General features: G+C 61.5%; 15 protein-coding genes and 1 riboswitch. Of the genes, 5 read left to right on the top strand and 10 right to left on the bottom strand.

What is annotated here, in order from left to right; translation table 11 throughout:
• The first annotated feature begins 33 nt into the window (after positions 1–33).
• Positions 34–327 carry a hypothetical protein gene (locus PM3016_RS35340; RefSeq protein WP_013921310.1) on the top strand — a complete coding sequence of 98 codons (294 nt, stop codon included), beginning with the start codon at positions 34–36 and terminating at the stop codon, positions 325–327.
• A gap of 16 nt (positions 328–343) precedes the next feature.
• On the top strand, positions 344–670 hold the full coding sequence (locus PM3016_RS35335; protein ID WP_013921309.1) for a 4a-hydroxytetrahydrobiopterin dehydratase: 327 nt from the start codon (positions 344–346) through the stop codon (positions 668–670).
• A gap of 189 nt (positions 671–859) precedes the next feature.
• Here the strand turns inward: PM3016_RS35335 and PM3016_RS35330 are convergent, their stop codons facing one another.
• The 3 genes from PM3016_RS35330 to PM3016_RS35320 all read right to left on the bottom strand — a co-directional run bounded on the left by PM3016_RS35330 (position 860) and on the right by PM3016_RS35320 (position 3,972).
• A complete protein-coding gene (locus PM3016_RS35330; protein ID WP_014372621.1) occupies positions 860–2,347 on the bottom strand; it encodes a methyl-accepting chemotaxis protein in 1,488 nt (495 codons plus the stop codon).
• A gap of 163 nt (positions 2,348–2,510) precedes the next feature.
• Positions 2,511–3,389 (bottom strand): hypothetical protein, encoded by an 879-nt coding sequence (locus tag PM3016_RS35325; protein ID WP_014372620.1) that lies wholly within the window; start codon positions 3,387–3,389, stop codon positions 2,511–2,513.
• Positions 3,390–3,408: 19 nt separating this feature from the next.
• Positions 3,409–3,972 (bottom strand): GNAT family N-acetyltransferase, encoded by a 564-nt coding sequence (locus PM3016_RS35320; RefSeq protein WP_014372619.1) that lies wholly within the window; start codon positions 3,970–3,972, stop codon positions 3,409–3,411.
• A 159-nt stretch (positions 3,973–4,131) separates the two neighbouring features.
• On the opposite strand from PM3016_RS35320, the gene PM3016_RS35315 reads away from it, so the two are divergent.
• Positions 4,132–4,968, top strand: a complete 837-nt coding sequence (locus PM3016_RS35315) for a sulfurtransferase (protein WP_013921305.1) — start codon at positions 4,132–4,134, stop codon at positions 4,966–4,968.
• A 122-nt stretch (positions 4,969–5,090) separates the two neighbouring features.
• Here the strand turns inward: PM3016_RS35315 and PM3016_RS35310 are convergent, their stop codons facing one another.
• The 6 genes from PM3016_RS35310 to PM3016_RS35285 all read right to left on the bottom strand — a co-directional run bounded on the left by PM3016_RS35310 (position 5,091) and on the right by PM3016_RS35285 (position 11,554).
• The gene (locus PM3016_RS35310; RefSeq protein ID WP_013921304.1) at positions 5,091–5,429 is read right to left on the bottom strand and encodes an antibiotic biosynthesis monooxygenase; all 339 of its coding nucleotides are present in this window, start codon (positions 5,427–5,429) and stop codon (positions 5,091–5,093) included.
• 176 nt (positions 5,430–5,605) lie between these two features.
• Complete coding sequence (locus PM3016_RS35305; RefSeq protein ID WP_013921303.1) at positions 5,606–5,815, bottom strand: PspC domain-containing protein; 210 nt, start codon at positions 5,813–5,815, stop codon at positions 5,606–5,608.
• A gap of 255 nt (positions 5,816–6,070) precedes the next feature.
• Entirely contained in the window at positions 6,071–7,444 is a 1,374-nt protein-coding gene (locus tag PM3016_RS35300) for a cryptochrome/photolyase family protein (protein ID WP_014372618.1), read from the bottom strand.
• Between the two features lie 163 nt (positions 7,445–7,607).
• Positions 7,608–8,078: a C40 family peptidase gene (locus PM3016_RS35295; protein WP_014372617.1), complete on the bottom strand. Its 471-nt coding sequence runs from the start codon at positions 8,076–8,078 to the stop codon at positions 7,608–7,610.
• 4 nt (positions 8,079–8,082) lie between these two features.
• Positions 8,083–8,217, bottom strand: a riboswitch (cyclic di-AMP (ydaO/yuaA leader).
• Positions 8,218–8,511: 294 nt separating this feature from the next.
• Entirely contained in the window at positions 8,512–9,333 is an 822-nt protein-coding gene (locus PM3016_RS35290; RefSeq protein ID WP_013921300.1) for a hypothetical protein, read from the bottom strand.
• Between the two features lie 16 nt (positions 9,334–9,349).
• On the bottom strand, positions 9,350–11,554 hold the full coding sequence (locus PM3016_RS35285; protein ID WP_014372616.1) for a M1 family metallopeptidase: 2,205 nt from the start codon (positions 11,552–11,554) through the stop codon (positions 9,350–9,352).
• A 142-nt stretch (positions 11,555–11,696) separates the two neighbouring features.
• On the opposite strand from PM3016_RS35285, the gene PM3016_RS35280 reads away from it, so the two are divergent.
• A complete protein-coding gene (locus PM3016_RS35280) occupies positions 11,697–12,212 on the top strand; it encodes a YwhD family protein (protein WP_014372615.1) in 516 nt (171 codons plus the stop codon).
• 222 nt (positions 12,213–12,434) lie between these two features.
• Positions 12,435–13,922, top strand: a complete 1,488-nt coding sequence (locus PM3016_RS35275; protein WP_014372614.1) for a PstS family phosphate ABC transporter substrate-binding protein — start codon at positions 12,435–12,437, stop codon at positions 13,920–13,922.
• A 226-nt stretch (positions 13,923–14,148) separates the two neighbouring features.
• On the opposite strand, the gene PM3016_RS35270 is transcribed toward PM3016_RS35275, so the two are convergent.
• A complete protein-coding gene (locus PM3016_RS35270; RefSeq protein ID WP_013921295.1) occupies positions 14,149–15,018 on the bottom strand; it encodes a CHAD domain-containing protein in 870 nt (289 codons plus the stop codon).
• Positions 15,019–15,329: the final 311 nt, after the last annotated feature.

Here is a 15,329-nt window from a genome sequence, read left to right as displayed (position 1 = left end):
AAGGATACTCAAGGTCCATAAGGAGGCATGTCCATGGGCATCAGGTTCGGAAGAGAATATAACGATATCATCAGCGACTTCACGGAAGCGCTGCAGGGAATTGACGGCTGCCACGAGTTTCTGGAGATGTCGGCGGAGGATTGGAATGTCATGAACAGCGCGGAGCGGAAGGAATGCATGAAGACGCTGGCGGATGACCTGTTCTACGGACTCGGCACGGAATCGCCCATGAGCGTCGGCGGCTGCACGGTGACCCATGACGCCAAGCGGCATCTGATCCGCATCGATCATGGTGAAGCGCTTACCAGAGTGATTCATCTCGTCTAAAAGGGGGACGCAGGGCATGGGAGGCCTACTCACGGAGTCCGGGATCGAAGCGGGCCTGGCACAAGCCGGCGGCTGGACGCGGCAGGAGGAACGCTGGATCGTCCGCAAGTACCGCTTTCCTGCGTTCAGAGACGCCGTCTCCTTCGTGAACCGGGTCGCCGAAGCGGCCGAGGAGCTGGACCATCATCCGCTCATCGCGATCGACTATAAGCTCGTTACGCTGAGGCTGACGTCCTGGCATGCGGGCGGGCTGACGGCTCTCGATTTCACGAGTGCGGCCCGTTTCGACGAGGCGTACCGGCCGTGGGAGAAGACGGCGGATGATGCGCTGCCGCAGGGATAATACACAAAAGAAGAAGGGTGGTCCGCGCTGCGAGGCGGAGCCACCCTTCTTGTTATTTTAGATGGAGTAAGCAAGTTGGCGGCGTATCATATCCGGAACCGCCCCGCCAAACGCGCGGTGCCTTCTTTCCTATGGGCCAATCCGTAATCCCATCGAACCGGCAGGCAAAGAGATCCCGCGGTGATGCTCTTACTCATGCTGCGTAAGCATCCGGCTGAGCTGCGCGGTGAGCTCCTCGAGCTCTCCGAGGCTGGCGGCGATCCGCCCGGTCCGTGCGCTCTGCTCATCGAGGCTGGCATTGATCTCCTCAACCGAGGCGTTCGTCTGCTCGGTAACGGCCGAGACGGAGCCGGCCTCCTGTGCCATTGCCTTCGCGCGCTCCTCGAGCTGCTCCAGCATGGAAGCAATGGAGGACGAGCGCTCCGATACCGACTGCGCTTCCTGCAAGAGCTGGGCGAAGAGCCCTCCGACCTCGCTCCCGGAGGAGCGGATGGTGCCGACCGCTTCGCGGCCCTGCAGGATCTGTCCGGATACGACACCGGTCTGGTGCTGGATCCGGGTGAGGATGTCCGTGATCTGGGCCGTCGATTCCTCCGCGCCGCTGGAGAGCTTGCGGATCTCCTGCGCCACGACGGCGAACCCCCGGCCGTGCTCTCCCGCCCGTGCGGCTTCGATGCCCGCGTTGAGGGCGAGCAGGCTGGTCTGCCGCGCGATCGCCTGGATGGACTGCAGCACGGTGGAAATTTGCTCGCTCTGCATCCGCAGGGTTTCCATGGAAGCGTACGTGGTGTCCATCATGCCGCTGACCCGGGAGACGTCGGACTGCAGGCTGGCCATGTGCCCCTTGCCGGCTTCAATGACAGCGGAAGTCCGCTCGGATACGCGCATCATGTCGGCAGTCGAAGTGCCGATCGAGGCCACGAACGCGCCGGAGTCGTGAATGGATCCGTTGATATCCGAGACGGAGGCCGCCTGGGATTCCATGCCTTTGGCAATCTCCGCGAAGCTCACTGCCAGCTCGCGGCCGATCCGGTCGGTCTCGACGGCGTTGTCCTTGAGCTGCTGCCCGAAGGCCTCGAGCCCCTTCACGGAACCCTGCACGTCGCGCAGGAGTGACGCCATGCCCCTCTGTCCTTCCTGCAGCTCGCCGACCATCCTCCTGCCCATCATGCAGACGGTGATGCCGGCAAAACCGACCATGAGGAAGACGACGAACATAACAATCTTGTCGAATACAGGCTGGGATGAGATATAAGGGTTGAACACGGTGTGAATGATGGCGATCCCCAGGGCCGCAGCGGTCCCGACGATACTCGTTCCCGTATGAAGATAGACGAGGGACAGGGCCATATAGATAAGCAGTGCGGTCCAGGAACCGGAGGCCGGAATGAACCACAGAATGACGAATCCGACGAGGAACATGTAAGCGGTCAGGATGGTCTTACCCTGCGGCCGGGGACCGTATGTCTTGTGGATCCAGGGGATCAACGAAGCCAAGAGGGCTGCAGTCACCGTAAAAGCTGCGGTCATCGGACCGCTGATGATCCCGATGAGCCATAAAAGCAGATAAATCGGGAGGCATGACAGGAGCAGGGTCATCAAGGTGCCGGCAAGAAGCTTGGACCCGAACTGCTCGTGGGAGGTGGCGCGGGATGGTACAGGATGCGGTGTATTCATGGATGCAGTTCTCCTTCTCTCCTGGAACAGGGACATGTAAGAGTAGAAGAGACACGCCCGGCAGGGACCGTGTCTCCGGTTACCGTTATATATCGTCCCGCCGCCGGGTTCCATGAAGGTGACACGAGAAGGAGATTACCGGCAAGAAAGGATACCCGTTTCCTCAAGGGAGATCGGATTCCGGGTGCTCGGCCATACGGGACACGGCAAGCACCCGCTCGCGCACAGCCGGTGGCAGCGGCCGGCCCAGTGTTTCGCTTAGCCGGTCCTTCAGCAGGGGGCCGCCGTCTCTCCAGTGCGCTTCGATCAGCGCGGCTTTGTCGGCCCGCCCGGGGAGGAGCAGGTACAGCACGTACCAGTCTTCGAGGGACATGAGGGGGATGCCGGCCGGGGTGCCGTACAGCGGCAGCCGCGGCAGGGCTTCGCCATGCCGCCAAAGCAGGCGGTAGACCCCGGCGCTGTGCCGGATGCCGAAGCCGGCGATGAGGTCGGCGCTGCTCCTCCCGAGCGTAAAGCGTCGGAAGTGCAGCGTGCAGTAGGGCTCTTCGGGCGCGCGCAGCTCGGACGGGCCGAGAGCGCTCAGCAGCTCGAACGCCCGCGGGGCCTGATCCTCAGCGATGAGCAGGTCCAGGTCGTTCGGGAAGCGGCCGGTCAGCCCGCGGACATAGAGCAGGGCGGAGCCGCCCAGGCCCCAGGAGATCCCGGCGGGGTCCAGGACGCGCGCAGCCCCCCTCAGGGCCTCCAGCTGCTGCGGGGGGAGCTTGGCGAGGCCGGGATCATCGGGTTCATGGGGCATAAGGCCGTCCTCCTTCGAATAGGGATGAGACCGGCGCCTCCGCAGGAAGGCGGCTGCGCCGATCAGGGCGGCGGTGAGTACCGCGCCGCCTTGGAGCATGCCGTACAGGAACTGCCCAAAGACTTCGCTGTCGTTCACGCCGCGGCCTGCCGGTCCGATGGCGGGGCGGTAGGCCTCGAAGTAATACACGATCGAGCCAATAAGCAGGAAGGCCGCCCAGAGGAGAGAGAATATCGTTTTTTTCATAAGTTTGGGATGCTCCGCGTCAGCTGACAGAAGCGGGCCCGCCGGGGAGCTTCCCTGTCCAGACCATGCAGTGAAACTCGGCGGGCCCGTTCGGTGTCATCCGCTCATAGGTATCCGTGATCTCAAAGCCGGCCTTCTCATAAGTCCGGATCGCCCGGGTGTTCCATGTCAGCACCTCAAGATCGATCTCGTTGGCAGGTTTTTGCCGAAGGGCTTCTTCGGCGATCGCCCGGACAAAGGCCGTTCCGAGCCCACTGCCGCGCAGGTCCGGGCGGAGTCCGAGCCCTAGCCGGGTCACGCCTGCCATGGGGAACAGCTGGGCGAAGCCGGTGAGCCGGCCCTCTTCATCCAGGACGCTGCGGTACTGCTTCTGGCGGATGTCGGGATCGGCGAATTCTTCGCCGCGGGCAAGCAGCGTCTCCCAAGGCTTCCAGTTGTAGAGATCATAGGGCGGGGGATAAGTCCAGGTGCAGATGACCCTTGCTTGTTCTTCCGTTAACGGGGCCAGCCGAAAGCCGGCCTGCTCCTTCTTGTTCCGTATGGACAGGTGAAGTGCCTTACGATCCGAAAAGCCGCTGCTCATGACGGGTTCCTCGCCTCCTGTTCAAGAGCCTGCGCTCCGGAATTCCGCTGAAAACCGGGCTGCAGCAGACTCTCTTTTCTCCTGCTTCCTCGGCGGTCCAACTGGGTGTATACTGGGTACTATACAGCATATCATCCCATGAGAGGAAGAGAGTGGCATATGAAGCATGTGGTTAGCGTGGACTGGCTGTTCGAGCACGGTACGGACGACCGGATGATTCTGGTGGACTGCCGTTTCGTCCTGGGACAGCCTGATGTGGGGCGGATCGCCTACGAGAAGGATCATATTCCCGGCGCGCATTATCTGGACTTGGAGAAGGACCTGTCCTCTGCGGTAACGGAACATGGAGGCCGTCATCCGCTGCCTGACGTGGATGCGCTCTCCCGCACCTTCGGCCGCATCGGCATCCATTCGGGCTCCGTCGTGATTGCCTACGACGACCAAGGCGGGGCGTATGCTTCGAGATTGTGGTGGCTGCTTACTTATCTGGGACACGAGCGGGTGTACATCCTGGATGGAGGTTACTCCAAGTGGAAGGAAGCGGGCTATCCGGTGACGGACGAACCCCCGCTCGTTCATGAGGCACAGTTCGTTCCCAAGGTGCGCGGCGAACTGGTTGTGGACATGGAGGGCGTCCGCTCGCGGCAGGGCCGTCCGGGAACCGTGCTCATCGACTCGAGAGAGGCGCGCCGGTATCAGGGGATCGAGGAGCCGATCGACAAGACGGCGGGACACATCCCCGGCGCGGTGAATTACTTCTGGAAAGACAGCCTGACGGCGGAAGGCGCATGGAAGTCCGCGGAGGCGCAGAAGGAACGCTTTGGTCCCCTCGCGGAAGCGGATGAGATCATCGTGTACTGCGGCTCCGGTGTAACCGCGTGCCCGAACGTGCTGGCGCTCAGTGAAGCGGGCCTCAAGAACGTGAAGCTGTACGCCGGCAGCTGGAGCGACTGGATCTCGTATCCGGACAATCCGGTGGCGGTAGGAGAAGAGTAAGGACTCGCCCGGGTGCAAGCCAAAGAGTACAATCCTTAGCGGGTTGTACTCTTTTTTTGAACGATCAGAAAATATAACGGGTCATGTCCGGATGGCCTCTGCGCCCGGTGCTGCCGCCAGCTTTACTGTTCCTGCTTCACGAACGTTCCTTCACGGCGTTCCTTGACTTCGTACATGTTGACGGTCGAGCTGATCACGTACTCCGGCAGGCTCTGGCCCTTCTTCTCCCGGTGGCCCTGGATATGAGCGGGGCTCTTCTCCCAGTTCTTCCAGGCGTCAATCGACTCCCAGCGGATCATGGCGACGACCTCTTCCGTATCTTCTTTCTTCGAACGGTTGACCATGACGCTGACATCGAGCAGGCCTTCCATCTCATCGATAGGGCCTCTTTTGCTGAAGCGCTCGACTACGGCGTCGGCGTGTCCTTTTTGGACGACGATGGTACGGGTTTGGATTAACATGCAATGATGCCTCCTATGGGGGATTCGGATTCGTGGAAGATCAGATGAAATAATATCCCTATTGTAATTGATAAAGATTATCATTGTCAAAACAAGCATTGTCCTTGCAGCGCGAAAAGAGGAGGGGGCCGGCAAAGCAAAAGCCCCTCGGCCATGACTGGCGAGGGGCTGGCACATTAAGAGTGCGGGAACGAGCCGGAATACGGTTCCTTCGGCACCATCAGGGCGGCCAGGAAGTAGAAGAGAATGAGGCTGCCGCTGGAGGCAAAGGTCAGGATGACGACGAGCACCCGGAGCAGGGTAGGGTCGAGGTTCAGGTACTGGGCCAATCCGCCGCACAGGCCGGTGAGTTTTTTATCGGAAACCGAGCGGTACCAACGTTTCATAATAGGAGTCCACCTTTCGTTTGGGGAAGAAGCCGCCTTCCCTCTGGGTATACCTATATTGTAACGCCCCCCGGTTTCTCCTGAAACGGACCCGCGGTGGGATGCGGGCTGGACCTTGGTCCAGCAGGCTGTACGGTCCTTGGACCGGCCGGAATGCAAGTGCCTTTGCCGATCGGCCCTGCGGCACGCGGGGAGATGACCGGCATGCCTGGTCTCCAAGCGGCCTTCCATCCGCCTCGTTCCCCAGCACCCCGGCTACCCCTGTTCCCGGCCTCCGGCGGATGAGGCCAGAATCTCCTTGTACACCTCGATCGCCCTTGCCCGCGACGCTTTCAACTCCACGACCGCGTGCGGCCGGGGCAGGTGAATCTCCTTGTCGGACAGCCCGGAGAGCTCCGGGAGCCAGCGGCGGATATACGCCCCGGACGGGTCATGGGTCTGCGACTGCGTCACGGGGTTCATGACGCGGAAGTAGGGAGCGGCATCGAAGCCGAGCGAGGCGCTCCACAGCCAGCCCCCGCGGTTCAGCGCATTGTCGTAATCGGCCAGCTTGTAACGGAAGTAGCGCTCCCCGTAAGGGAACGGGCAGAGGAGGTTCTTCGTCAGGAACATGGCTGTGATCATCCGCAGCCGGTTCGGCATCCAGCCCGTCGTGTTCAGCTCCGTCATGGCCGCATCCACGATGGGAATCCCCGTCCGGGCCTCCGCCCATGCCTGGAAGCCGTCCGAGGGCATGCCGGAGAGATCGTATACCTTCTCATAGCGGTAGAACAGGGGATCGAGCCGCGACTGGTAGAGATAAAAGTCGCGCCAGGCGAGCTGGCGCAGCCAGGGCTCCGCATCGGCGCTGACGTCAAGCAGCCGCTCATAGACACGCCGGATCGAGAGGGCCCCGGTGTTCAGGTGCCGCGACAGGCGGCTGGTCTCCTCTCGGGCATACCGGTCACGCCCTTCCGCATAGCCCGCCAGCCGCCCGGAGAGAAAGTCCTCCAGCGCCGTCTCCGGGCCGCTGCCTTCCGGCTCTAACCGGCAGGAGGCCAGCGCCTCCTCCAGCTCCGGTGGCAGCGGGAAGCGCTCCGCAAAGCCCTCCGCCAGCGGCAGGGTCTGCAGCGCCCCTGCGCTTACGGTGGACGCCGGCCGGAAATGCTGCCGCAGGTAATCGCGCCACCGGCGGTAGTAAGGCGTGAACACCTTGTACGGCTCGCTGCGGCCGGCATGGCGCTGGAAGTCGCGCAGGTCCGCAAGCGCCTGCTCGTCGAACGCGGTGACGCGCACGCCGCGGGCGGCTGCGGTCTCCCGCAGGCTGCGGTCCCGCGTCACCGCGTAGGGGGTGTAGTCCTCGTGGAACACGAGCTCGCGGACCGCATGGGCTTCGAGCAGCGCACCGGTCACCGCGGCCGGATCGCCGCAGAGCAGATGCAGCCGCTGCCCTTCGGCGGCATACCGCTGCTGCAGCCGGGCCGCCTGGGCGAGGAAGCTGCGGCCGCTGTGTTCCCGGTGGCGGTCCCTGCGCAGCAGGAACGGGTCAACCACAAGCACGTGCAGGCTCGGCCGGCCGCAGGCACGGATATAATCGAACGCGGGCAGATCCGCAGTCCGCAGGTCTTTGCGGTGCAGGAAGAGGATCATAGAGTGGTCGGCGGCTCCTTTCGCCAATAATAGATATACGGTACTTACCCGAATCCTGCCGTATAACGACAGAAAGCCCCCAGGGCTTGTCCGGCCCGCGAACGGGGGAGGCCCAGAAGGCTTTCTTTAAAAGAAGAAGTAAGGATGGGTTACGCCGCAGATGTTACTTGTCGGTCATGAGCTGCTCGTAAGCAGCGTCGGAAAGCACGCGACGGGCGGTAACATACCTTTTGGCGTAATAGCCTTCACTAAGTTTCGTGATTGTTACGCCTTGATTCGTGGCGGAGTGGTAGAACTTGCCTTCACCAACATACACGCCAACGTGGGAGATGCCTTTGCCGTCTGTGTTGAAGAACACGAGATCGCCGGCACGAAGATTGTCCTTGTCCACCCAAGTGCCCATAGCTGCCTGGCCTTTGGAGGTATGCGGCAGGTCGACGCCGAACTTCGCGAATACCCAGGAAGTGTAACCGGAGCAGTCGAAGCCGCTCTTGGTGGTGCCGGACCATTTGTACGGCGCGCCCAAGCCATCGTTGACCGCTGCGCTTAATGGGGTTTCCGCGTAAGCGCTGCCGACGGAAATACCGCAAAACAAAGATAATGCGAGTGTGAGTCCTACAAGCTGCTTTTTCAAAGAAGTTTCCCCTTCCAAGTGCCTACGAGGTTAGCTGAAGGGTTCGGTTGAAGGTTCCCTATGATCACTCTGAAGCGAGATCAATTCACCCAAAATGGATCCCCCGTTTTCTGAGACAGAAATTCGGCAAAATATTCATTTTTTATTACCGAGTAACTATATTCGAGTAAGTTCGAGTTTCTCCTGCTTGTGTCACAAAGTTGTCACAAAGTCGGCGTTTAAAGTGAAACCTTTTGTTTATGTACAGAATAAGGATTGCAAGCGCATACATATTTTTCCGGAAAAGGGGGCGGTCCAGGGTTTACGGCATATTTACAAACGAGCTGTCGAAAAAGCAAAAACGCAAAAACGCCGCCCTCCACGCAGCCACGCATGGAAAACGGCGCTTGATACCGGATAAAACCAAGGACAGGTGGAGGCAAACGCCCCGGCGTTACGCTTTTTCGATCCACAGGGCATACTGGGTACCGATCGCCCATACCTTGAAGAACATCTGAAGCAGCCGGTACGCCTGATAGCCGAGCAGAGCGAGGAAGCCGGCCCAGAGGTAGCTGGAGGCCATGACCGCAGCCGAGACCAGCAGGGACACCACGGCGACGGCCGCTCCGGCGGCAAGGATGGCGGGCAGATGCCGGGCGACGAAGATCAGGGCGTACAGGGACGACCGTCCGGCCGTCTTCGCAATCTGCAGGAAGAGAAACAGCAGCTGCAGGAGAAAGACCCACAGGATGAAGATGCCGAGAGGTAGCAGCAGCGCCTTGCCGTAAGACAGATAAGAGGAGTGCTTGATATATTGGCCGGCCGCATAGGGAAGCAGCCAGTACAAGGGCGCGAGGGTCATCAGCAGCTGCAGGACGTAGAGCGAGAAGAACGGGACGCTGAGCCGGCGCACCCCCTCCACGAACCGGTAGCCCGCATTGAGATCCCGGTTATGCAGCGAGTAGAGCACCCCGGCGTTCAGCACGGGATGCAGCACCGCCCGCAGGGCGAGCAGTCCCAGCGCCCACCAGAGGTAGGGCTGGAGGAGGTCGGTCTTCATCAGCTGGAACTGTCCTTCGATCCAGAACAGCTGAACGGCCTCCCGGGGAAGCACCTCCCCGGGATAACGGTGCAGGAGAGGCAGCACGACCGACTGGATCAGCTTGTAGAGCAGCACGCCCCAGGCCAGATGGTAGACGAAGAGGGCGATGACGGCAAAAGGCTGCTTCCAGGCGATCGACCAGCCGTGGGAGATCCGGTTACGTAAGGCATTCATCTTCGGTCATCCTCCTTTACCATGCGATCCAGCCGGAGAGTATCTCCAGAATCTTCAGCACGCTGAGGTTCCAGCGGACGGACAGCTGCGGGTCGACCTCGGTTTTCATGAACGAGTTGATCCGTTTGTTCTCCAGCACGATCGTATACTGCGGATCGATGGACACCCAGGCGAGGGGAGACGTATGGTTCAGCTTGATGAGCACCTCGCTGTCGCCGCCTTCCCAGGTCTTGTCGAGCCGGGTGCCGTCCGTGAAGTGGAAGCGGACCGGAACGCCCTGGACCGAGCCGCCCTGTCGGCGGAGCACGACGCTGTTCTCATAGTAGGTTTGGCCGTTCTCCGTCAGCTTCCGGGTGGAGATGGAGCCTACCGCATAATCGACCATGGAGTCCCCGTAGACGTACTGGTCGAAGAAGCTCTGCCAGCTCGTCTTCGTGACGTCCTCCGCGGCGAGCTGGAAGTCGGCCGTGGTCGGGTGCTTGAATTTCCAGCGCTGGAAGTACGTGCGCATGATCTTGTTCATGGTCTCCGGACCGGTCTGCCGCTCCATCGCCTTCAGCACCAGCTTTGCTCGGGTGTAGACATTCTCCGCGTAGTGGCTGTGCCCGTCGTAGCTCCAGGCGTTTTTCTTCAGGGCCTCGGGGCTGGTGATATAGCTCGATTCCACGAGGAGATTCGGACGCACGCCGTATTCGGCCTCCATCAGCCGGTCTTCGATATAGGAAGTGAAGCCCTCGTCAAGCCAGGCTTCCTCGAATTCGTTGCTCGCCACCATCCCGTAGAAGAACTGATGGCCGATCTCGTGCACGACGACCCGTTCGAGCTCCAGGCTCGGGTTCTCCTCGCCGGCTCCCCAGGCGGTGATCAGGGTGGGGTATTCCATGCCTCCCGCCCCGTTTCCGTCCTCCGGGGGCACGACCACAGAGAGGGTGGAGTACGGGTACGTTCCGTACCATTCGGAGTAGCGGGCGAGCGCTTTTTTGGCGGCGGTCATGTAGCGGGCCTTGAGATGCTCGTGCTTCGGGTCGAGGTACAGCTTGATGCGTACGCCCGGCAGATGGGGCGTGGCATACGGCTCCTCGTAATACACAAAATGCGGGGAGGCCGACCAGGCAAAGTCGTGCACGTCATCCGCATAGAAGGTATGAATCTTGGTTGCGCCGTCGTCGACGGGGGGCTTCGTCGGGAAGCCCGTGGCGGCCACTTTATAGTCCGCAGGCAGCTTCAGCTTCACGTCGAAAATGCCGAAGTCGGCATAAAACTCGGAATTGCCGTGGTATTGGTGCAGGTTCCATCCCTCATCGGTGCGCCCGCGGGTGCCTTGCGGCTCGTAGACGGCGATCTTCGGGAACCACTGGCCCGCCATGACGAAGTCGCCGGCATAGCCCATCCGGGCGAAGACCTGCGGCAGCTTCACCGTGAAGTCGGTCTGCAGCGTGATTTTGGCTCCCGGTTCCACGGGCTTCGGCAGCGGCACCCGCAGCAGGGTGCGGTCGTCCTTGTTCCCGTCATCAGGCTGGACATATTCGGAAGCGCCGCTGAGTTCGGCCTCCGAGCCGCCCATCAACTTGATCGAGGAGACGGTCATGCTGCCGAAGCTGCCTTCCTTGGATACGTCGCTGCGCAGCTTGCCCCCGGATTCCCGCATGAAGGTGGATTTCTTCGATTCGAAGGCGTTCGGATACAGGTGAAAATACAGCTCGGACACCGGCAGGCTGCCGGGGTTGGTCCAGGTTATCGACGAGGTGCCGGTGATCATCTTGCCTGTGGCGTCGTACTCTGCGGTTAGGTGATATTCCACGATCCGGCCGGACAGCGGCTTCGGTGCGGGCTTCTCCGCGGGCTTCGCCGGCAGGCTCGGCGGCGCGGGTGTTGCCGGAGGGGCCGCCGGAGCGGGCGGGGCCTCGCCGGCCGGGGCGGCGCGGGCGGCGGCGGGACGGGCTTCGCCGCTTCCGGCCGACAGCGCCAGGCCCGTGGACGAGCCGTCTGCCGGCCCACGCGCCGCCGGCGAAGCGGGAGCGGCCGTGACGCTGTGTGAGGCCGCGGGCCGGAGCATGGGCAGGCCGGTGCCGCTGTCCGCTGCCACCGCCCACGCGGTATTGCGCTTGTCCCCCGCGGTTTCGTCTGCGAGCAGCAGGGTATGGGTAAGCAGCACGGCGCCGCAGGCTGCGATCAGAACGGCGCCCCATGATGTGATGGAGGCATGTAGTCGGTTTTTCATCTCATATTCACCCCGTTGACAAGCATCTACAGCATGTATATGTGGGTGGACAGGGGATTATTTCTCAGGGGTTCAAAATTGTGAAAAACGGGCTTTTGCATTATGATGAAGGAATAAGACGAATGTGGAAGGTGGGTGCCTCATGGAGAACAACGGAAGCGGACAGGAAAAAGAAAAGAAGCTCCCTACATTAAATATCATCTCGCAGAAAGAAACAAAGCACCGCGGGTATGGACAGGGCTCCATTGACCTCAGCCAGCTGTCGGGCGTGATTATCGACGGGGACGAGGTGTATCTGGACGACGGCACGCTTCATGCCAAGAGCAAGATCGAGAAGGGCATCAAGTTCACGGTGAACGCGGATGAGGTGCCGAACGGGCGTCCCTGCTGGATCGTGTGGGTGGCGGTGGATTTCAAGGAAGACGGCAAATATTACGCCGGCGTGACCTCGTGTGCCATGACCGTAGATCCGGAAGCGCGCAAGGGATGGAAAATTCTCGCCGATCACGTCAACCGGATGGACTATGCGCTGAAGCGCCGGGTCATGGTCGATAACCTCGGAGAGGCCGAGAAAGCCAAGCTTCGCGACTTCCTCGCCGCGTGGGATCCGGGCATGTGGGAGCGGTCGGATGCGACTCTGAAGGAAGCTTTATCCTAATTTTGTCGATTATGTGACGGTCTTGTGTCACTCCTTCTAACAAGGTATACTAGTCCCTAGTATATACACCATATACTAGGACAGCAGAAAGGCAGGCCTTCGGGTCTGCCTTTTTGTGCTGATGCAAGCCTTTTTGGAAACGTTATCACAAGGCGGTGAAGGCAGGGCGGAGGTTCAAACTGCAACCTATTTATTGGAAAATCCGTCACTACACATAGAACGATGAGGCTGGTGGTAAAGGGGGAGAAGCACATCGAAAGTGAAGTGAATCTAAAGCCTGACCGGAAGGACCATCGGGGGATCGGGTTTGTCCTGCAGTGGGGCTTCCTGTTCGGTGTCATGTACCTGCTGGGCATCTTGATTGCGGGTTTTCTGACCGGCTCGGAGCCCGAATTTCTGTACCGTTCCTTGAAAAGAGGCGATGCCGGCGTCGGGCTCCTGATGCTGCTCTATTCCCTGGCGATCGCATGCCTGTTTGGCCTGTACGGCTATGCGTCAGGCAGGCAGGACGGGGTGATGGCGGGTCGGCAGGTACTGGCCGTGCTGCCCGTCACGCTGCTCGGCACGGTGATCTGGACACTTACGTTCACGGGGCGCACCGGTTCCGTGGCGGAGTTCACGGATATGAGCTGGCTGCCGTTCACGCTGTTCACTTATTGGGCGACGCCCTTGTACGAGGCTTCCCGGTTCTATGTCGATCAGGGGACCCCGATGAAGGTAGCGGCGCTCGTCTTGTCGCTGCTTCCGGGAGTGTCGGCGGTCCTGGGGACCTGGCTTCACCAAGCGGCGGCAGGGAACCCCCGTCGGCTTCGGCGGCTCCTCCTTCCGCTGGCGGTCCTGTCTGTGCTGACCGGGGGGATGGCTCTGACGCTGGAGCTGCTGCCGAAGCAGAGACCGTTCACTCCGCAGTCTTATCCCCGGGTGGACGGGGCCACAGCGGCTCTTCCGTTCGGCAGACTGATGCTGGGTGAGCTGACGGGGGTCAACCGGGGGATGGCTTACGAGAGCGTACACTTTAACACCACGCATGAAGCCTACTTGAACCTCATCGAACGGGAGGCGGACCTCATCCTCGTCGCAGGCCCTTCGAATGAGGAACGCCAGCAGGCTGCAGCGGCGGGGGTGGAGCTGAAGCTGACTCCGCTGGGCCGGGATGCGTTCATCTTCCTCGTCCACCGGGAGAATGGCGTGGACGGAGTGAAGGCCGGGGACCTGCGGCGGATCTACAGCGGCGAGGTGACGAACTGGAAGGAGCTCGGCGGGGCGGATGAGCCCATCACGGCGTTCCAGCGGGAAGCGAATTCCGGTTCGCAGACGTACATGGAGAAGAACGTCATGAAGGGGCTCGGGATGGCGGAGCCTCCGATGGACCGCAAGCCGAGCGGCATGGGCGGCCTGATCGAAGCGGTGGCGGACTACCGCAACGCGCGCAATGCGCTCGGTTACTCCTTCTATTATTATGCGAGCGAAATGAACCGCAGCGAGAACGTGAAGTTCCTGGCGGTGGACGGGGTGCAGCCAAGCCGGGACAACATCCGCAGCGGAGCTTACCCGTACACCGCCGTGCTGTACGCCGTGACCCGCGGGGATGAGCCGGCGGACAGTCCTGCAGGCCGGCTGCTGCAGTGGCTGCAGAGCGAGGCGGGAGCACAGGCGGTCGAGCGCGGCGGCTTCGTCCCGGGGACCGGCACGGCTGCGGTGGAGGAGTAAGGCGGCACACCGGCGGATGTTCGGGGGTGTCATTGCCATCACCAACGCCATCACCATCGCCAGCTCAGGGTTCCGATGGGGGCGATGCATGAGACAAGCCTCCATCCGGATGATCCGGTTGGAGGCTTGTTGATTTGATGCTCCTATGGGAAACTCAGCGCTCTGGCGGGAGCCGGAAGGGGACGGACAAGTCCCCGGATACCGGATGTCCGGACGTGCGCCGGCATCAATCCCGCTCATCAAGATTGGCCAGGGATACCTCCCGGATGCGGCGCTCCATCTCCCCGCGCAGGCGGTCGGTCATCCGCCGGTAAACATCCGGGTCAATGCCAAGCGCCTCAGGGTTGGCGTCCTGCCACCGGGCCAGACGCACCCGGCTGTCGTTAAGGGCACCGAGCTCTTCCTGCAGGGGCTTGACCGGCAGGAAGGACAGCGCGCCCCCCGGCAGCGGCTTCAGGGCAAAATCCGCTTCCGAGGTCACGTAGCGGATCTCCTTGACGATCAGCCTCGCTTCATGCAGCGTCTCGGCCAGATCCAGCCCGCTCGTGTCCGGTTGGGCGGCAAGCTCACGCAGCTCGGCCTGCTTCGCCTCAAGCTTCGCTTCCAGGCGCCGGAGCTGGGCTGTGGCGTCGACCGCAGCGGCCTGCTCCTGCAGCGCGCCGTTCAGGTAATCGTCCCAGCGCCGCCGGAACTTCCCGCGCAGCGCGGGGCGCAGCCGCTTCTCCAGCTTGGCCACATAGCGCAGCCGCCGGTCCCGCAGCAGCTTGAGATAGCGCTTGAGCATCTCGGCGGTATCCCCGTCGGGGGCGTCTTCCTTGCGCTGCACGAAGTCCGCGATGAGCACGTCGCTGTCGCGTACTTTGCCCAGCGCCTTGAAAGCCCGTCTGAGCGGAACGCGCAGCTCTTCCCGGTCATCGGGATCCAGCAGCTTCAGCAGGGTGAGCAGCTTCCGGCAGTGCACCCGCGCCTGGTGCACGTCCTCCACGTCCTCGTAGCGGTAGGCTTCCTTCGCGAAGCCGGCGAACTTGCGGTAGTGACGTTTGAGCTGCTTTTTCCACTCGCGGTACGTTTCGGTTCTCTCCTGAAGGGTCTCCATCGCGCATCCTTCCTTTCCAAGTAAGCTGGCACATCCCGTTTTATCGAAAGGTATATACTTACCCATACACCTGCAGGAGAGAAGTGAAACAGCCCGCGCGACCATCATCCGATGAAACTCATCGCATACCGGCCCAAAACAGGCGCTACTCTCCCGTAAATATGATGTTTCACATCACAGAATCGCCAAACCCCGCCATCCGGCCTCTACACGGCCCTAACTCCGCCTTCCCTTCCGTATGCTCGCCTTCCGCCGTCCATCCCGCGCAAAAAGGACGGACCGGCGTCATTTCGCCAGTCCGTCCTGATTCC

The sequence above is a fragment of the Paenibacillus mucilaginosus 3016 genome (assembly GCF_000250655.1).
Taxonomy (GTDB): Bacteria; Bacillota; Bacilli; order Paenibacillales; family NBRC-103111; genus Paenibacillus_G; species Paenibacillus_G mucilaginosus.
The sequence above is the reverse complement of the archived record's forward strand: the minus strand, read 5'-3'. Positions and strand labels throughout refer to the sequence as shown.

Coding starts and splice junctions, on each gene's coding strand:
- PM3016_RS35340 (WP_013921310.1), top strand. CDS start 34: ATGGGCATCAGGTTCGGAAGAGAATATAACGATATCATCAGCGACTTC.
- PM3016_RS35335 (WP_013921309.1), top strand. CDS start 344: ATGGGAGGCCTACTCACGGAGTCCGGGATCGAAGCGGGCCTGGCACAA.
- PM3016_RS35330 (WP_014372621.1), bottom strand. CDS start 2,347: ATGAATACACCGCATCCTGTACCATCCCGCGCCACCTCCCACGAGCAG.
- PM3016_RS35325 (WP_014372620.1), bottom strand. CDS start 3,389: ATGAAAAAAACGATATTCTCTCTCCTCTGGGCGGCCTTCCTGCTTATT.
- PM3016_RS35320 (WP_014372619.1), bottom strand. CDS start 3,972: ATGAGCAGCGGCTTTTCGGATCGTAAGGCACTTCACCTGTCCATACGG.
- PM3016_RS35315 (WP_013921305.1), top strand. CDS start 4,132: ATGAAGCATGTGGTTAGCGTGGACTGGCTGTTCGAGCACGGTACGGAC.
- PM3016_RS35310 (WP_013921304.1), bottom strand. CDS start 5,429: ATGTTAATCCAAACCCGTACCATCGTCGTCCAAAAAGGACACGCCGAC.
- PM3016_RS35305 (WP_013921303.1), bottom strand. CDS start 5,815: ATGAAACGTTGGTACCGCTCGGTTTCCGATAAAAAACTCACCGGCCTG.
- PM3016_RS35300 (WP_014372618.1), bottom strand. CDS start 7,444: ATGATCCTCTTCCTGCACCGCAAAGACCTGCGGACTGCGGATCTGCCC.
- PM3016_RS35290 (WP_013921300.1), bottom strand. CDS start 9,333: ATGAATGCCTTACGTAACCGGATCTCCCACGGCTGGTCGATCGCCTGG.
- PM3016_RS35285 (WP_014372616.1), bottom strand. CDS start 11,554: ATGAAAAACCGACTACATGCCTCCATCACATCATGGGGCGCCGTTCTG.
- PM3016_RS35280 (WP_014372615.1), top strand. CDS start 11,697: ATGGAGAACAACGGAAGCGGACAGGAAAAAGAAAAGAAGCTCCCTACA.
- PM3016_RS35275 (WP_014372614.1), top strand. CDS start 12,435: ATGAGGCTGGTGGTAAAGGGGGAGAAGCACATCGAAAGTGAAGTGAAT.
- PM3016_RS35270 (WP_013921295.1), bottom strand. CDS start 15,018: ATGGAGACCCTTCAGGAGAGAACCGAAACGTACCGCGAGTGGAAAAAG.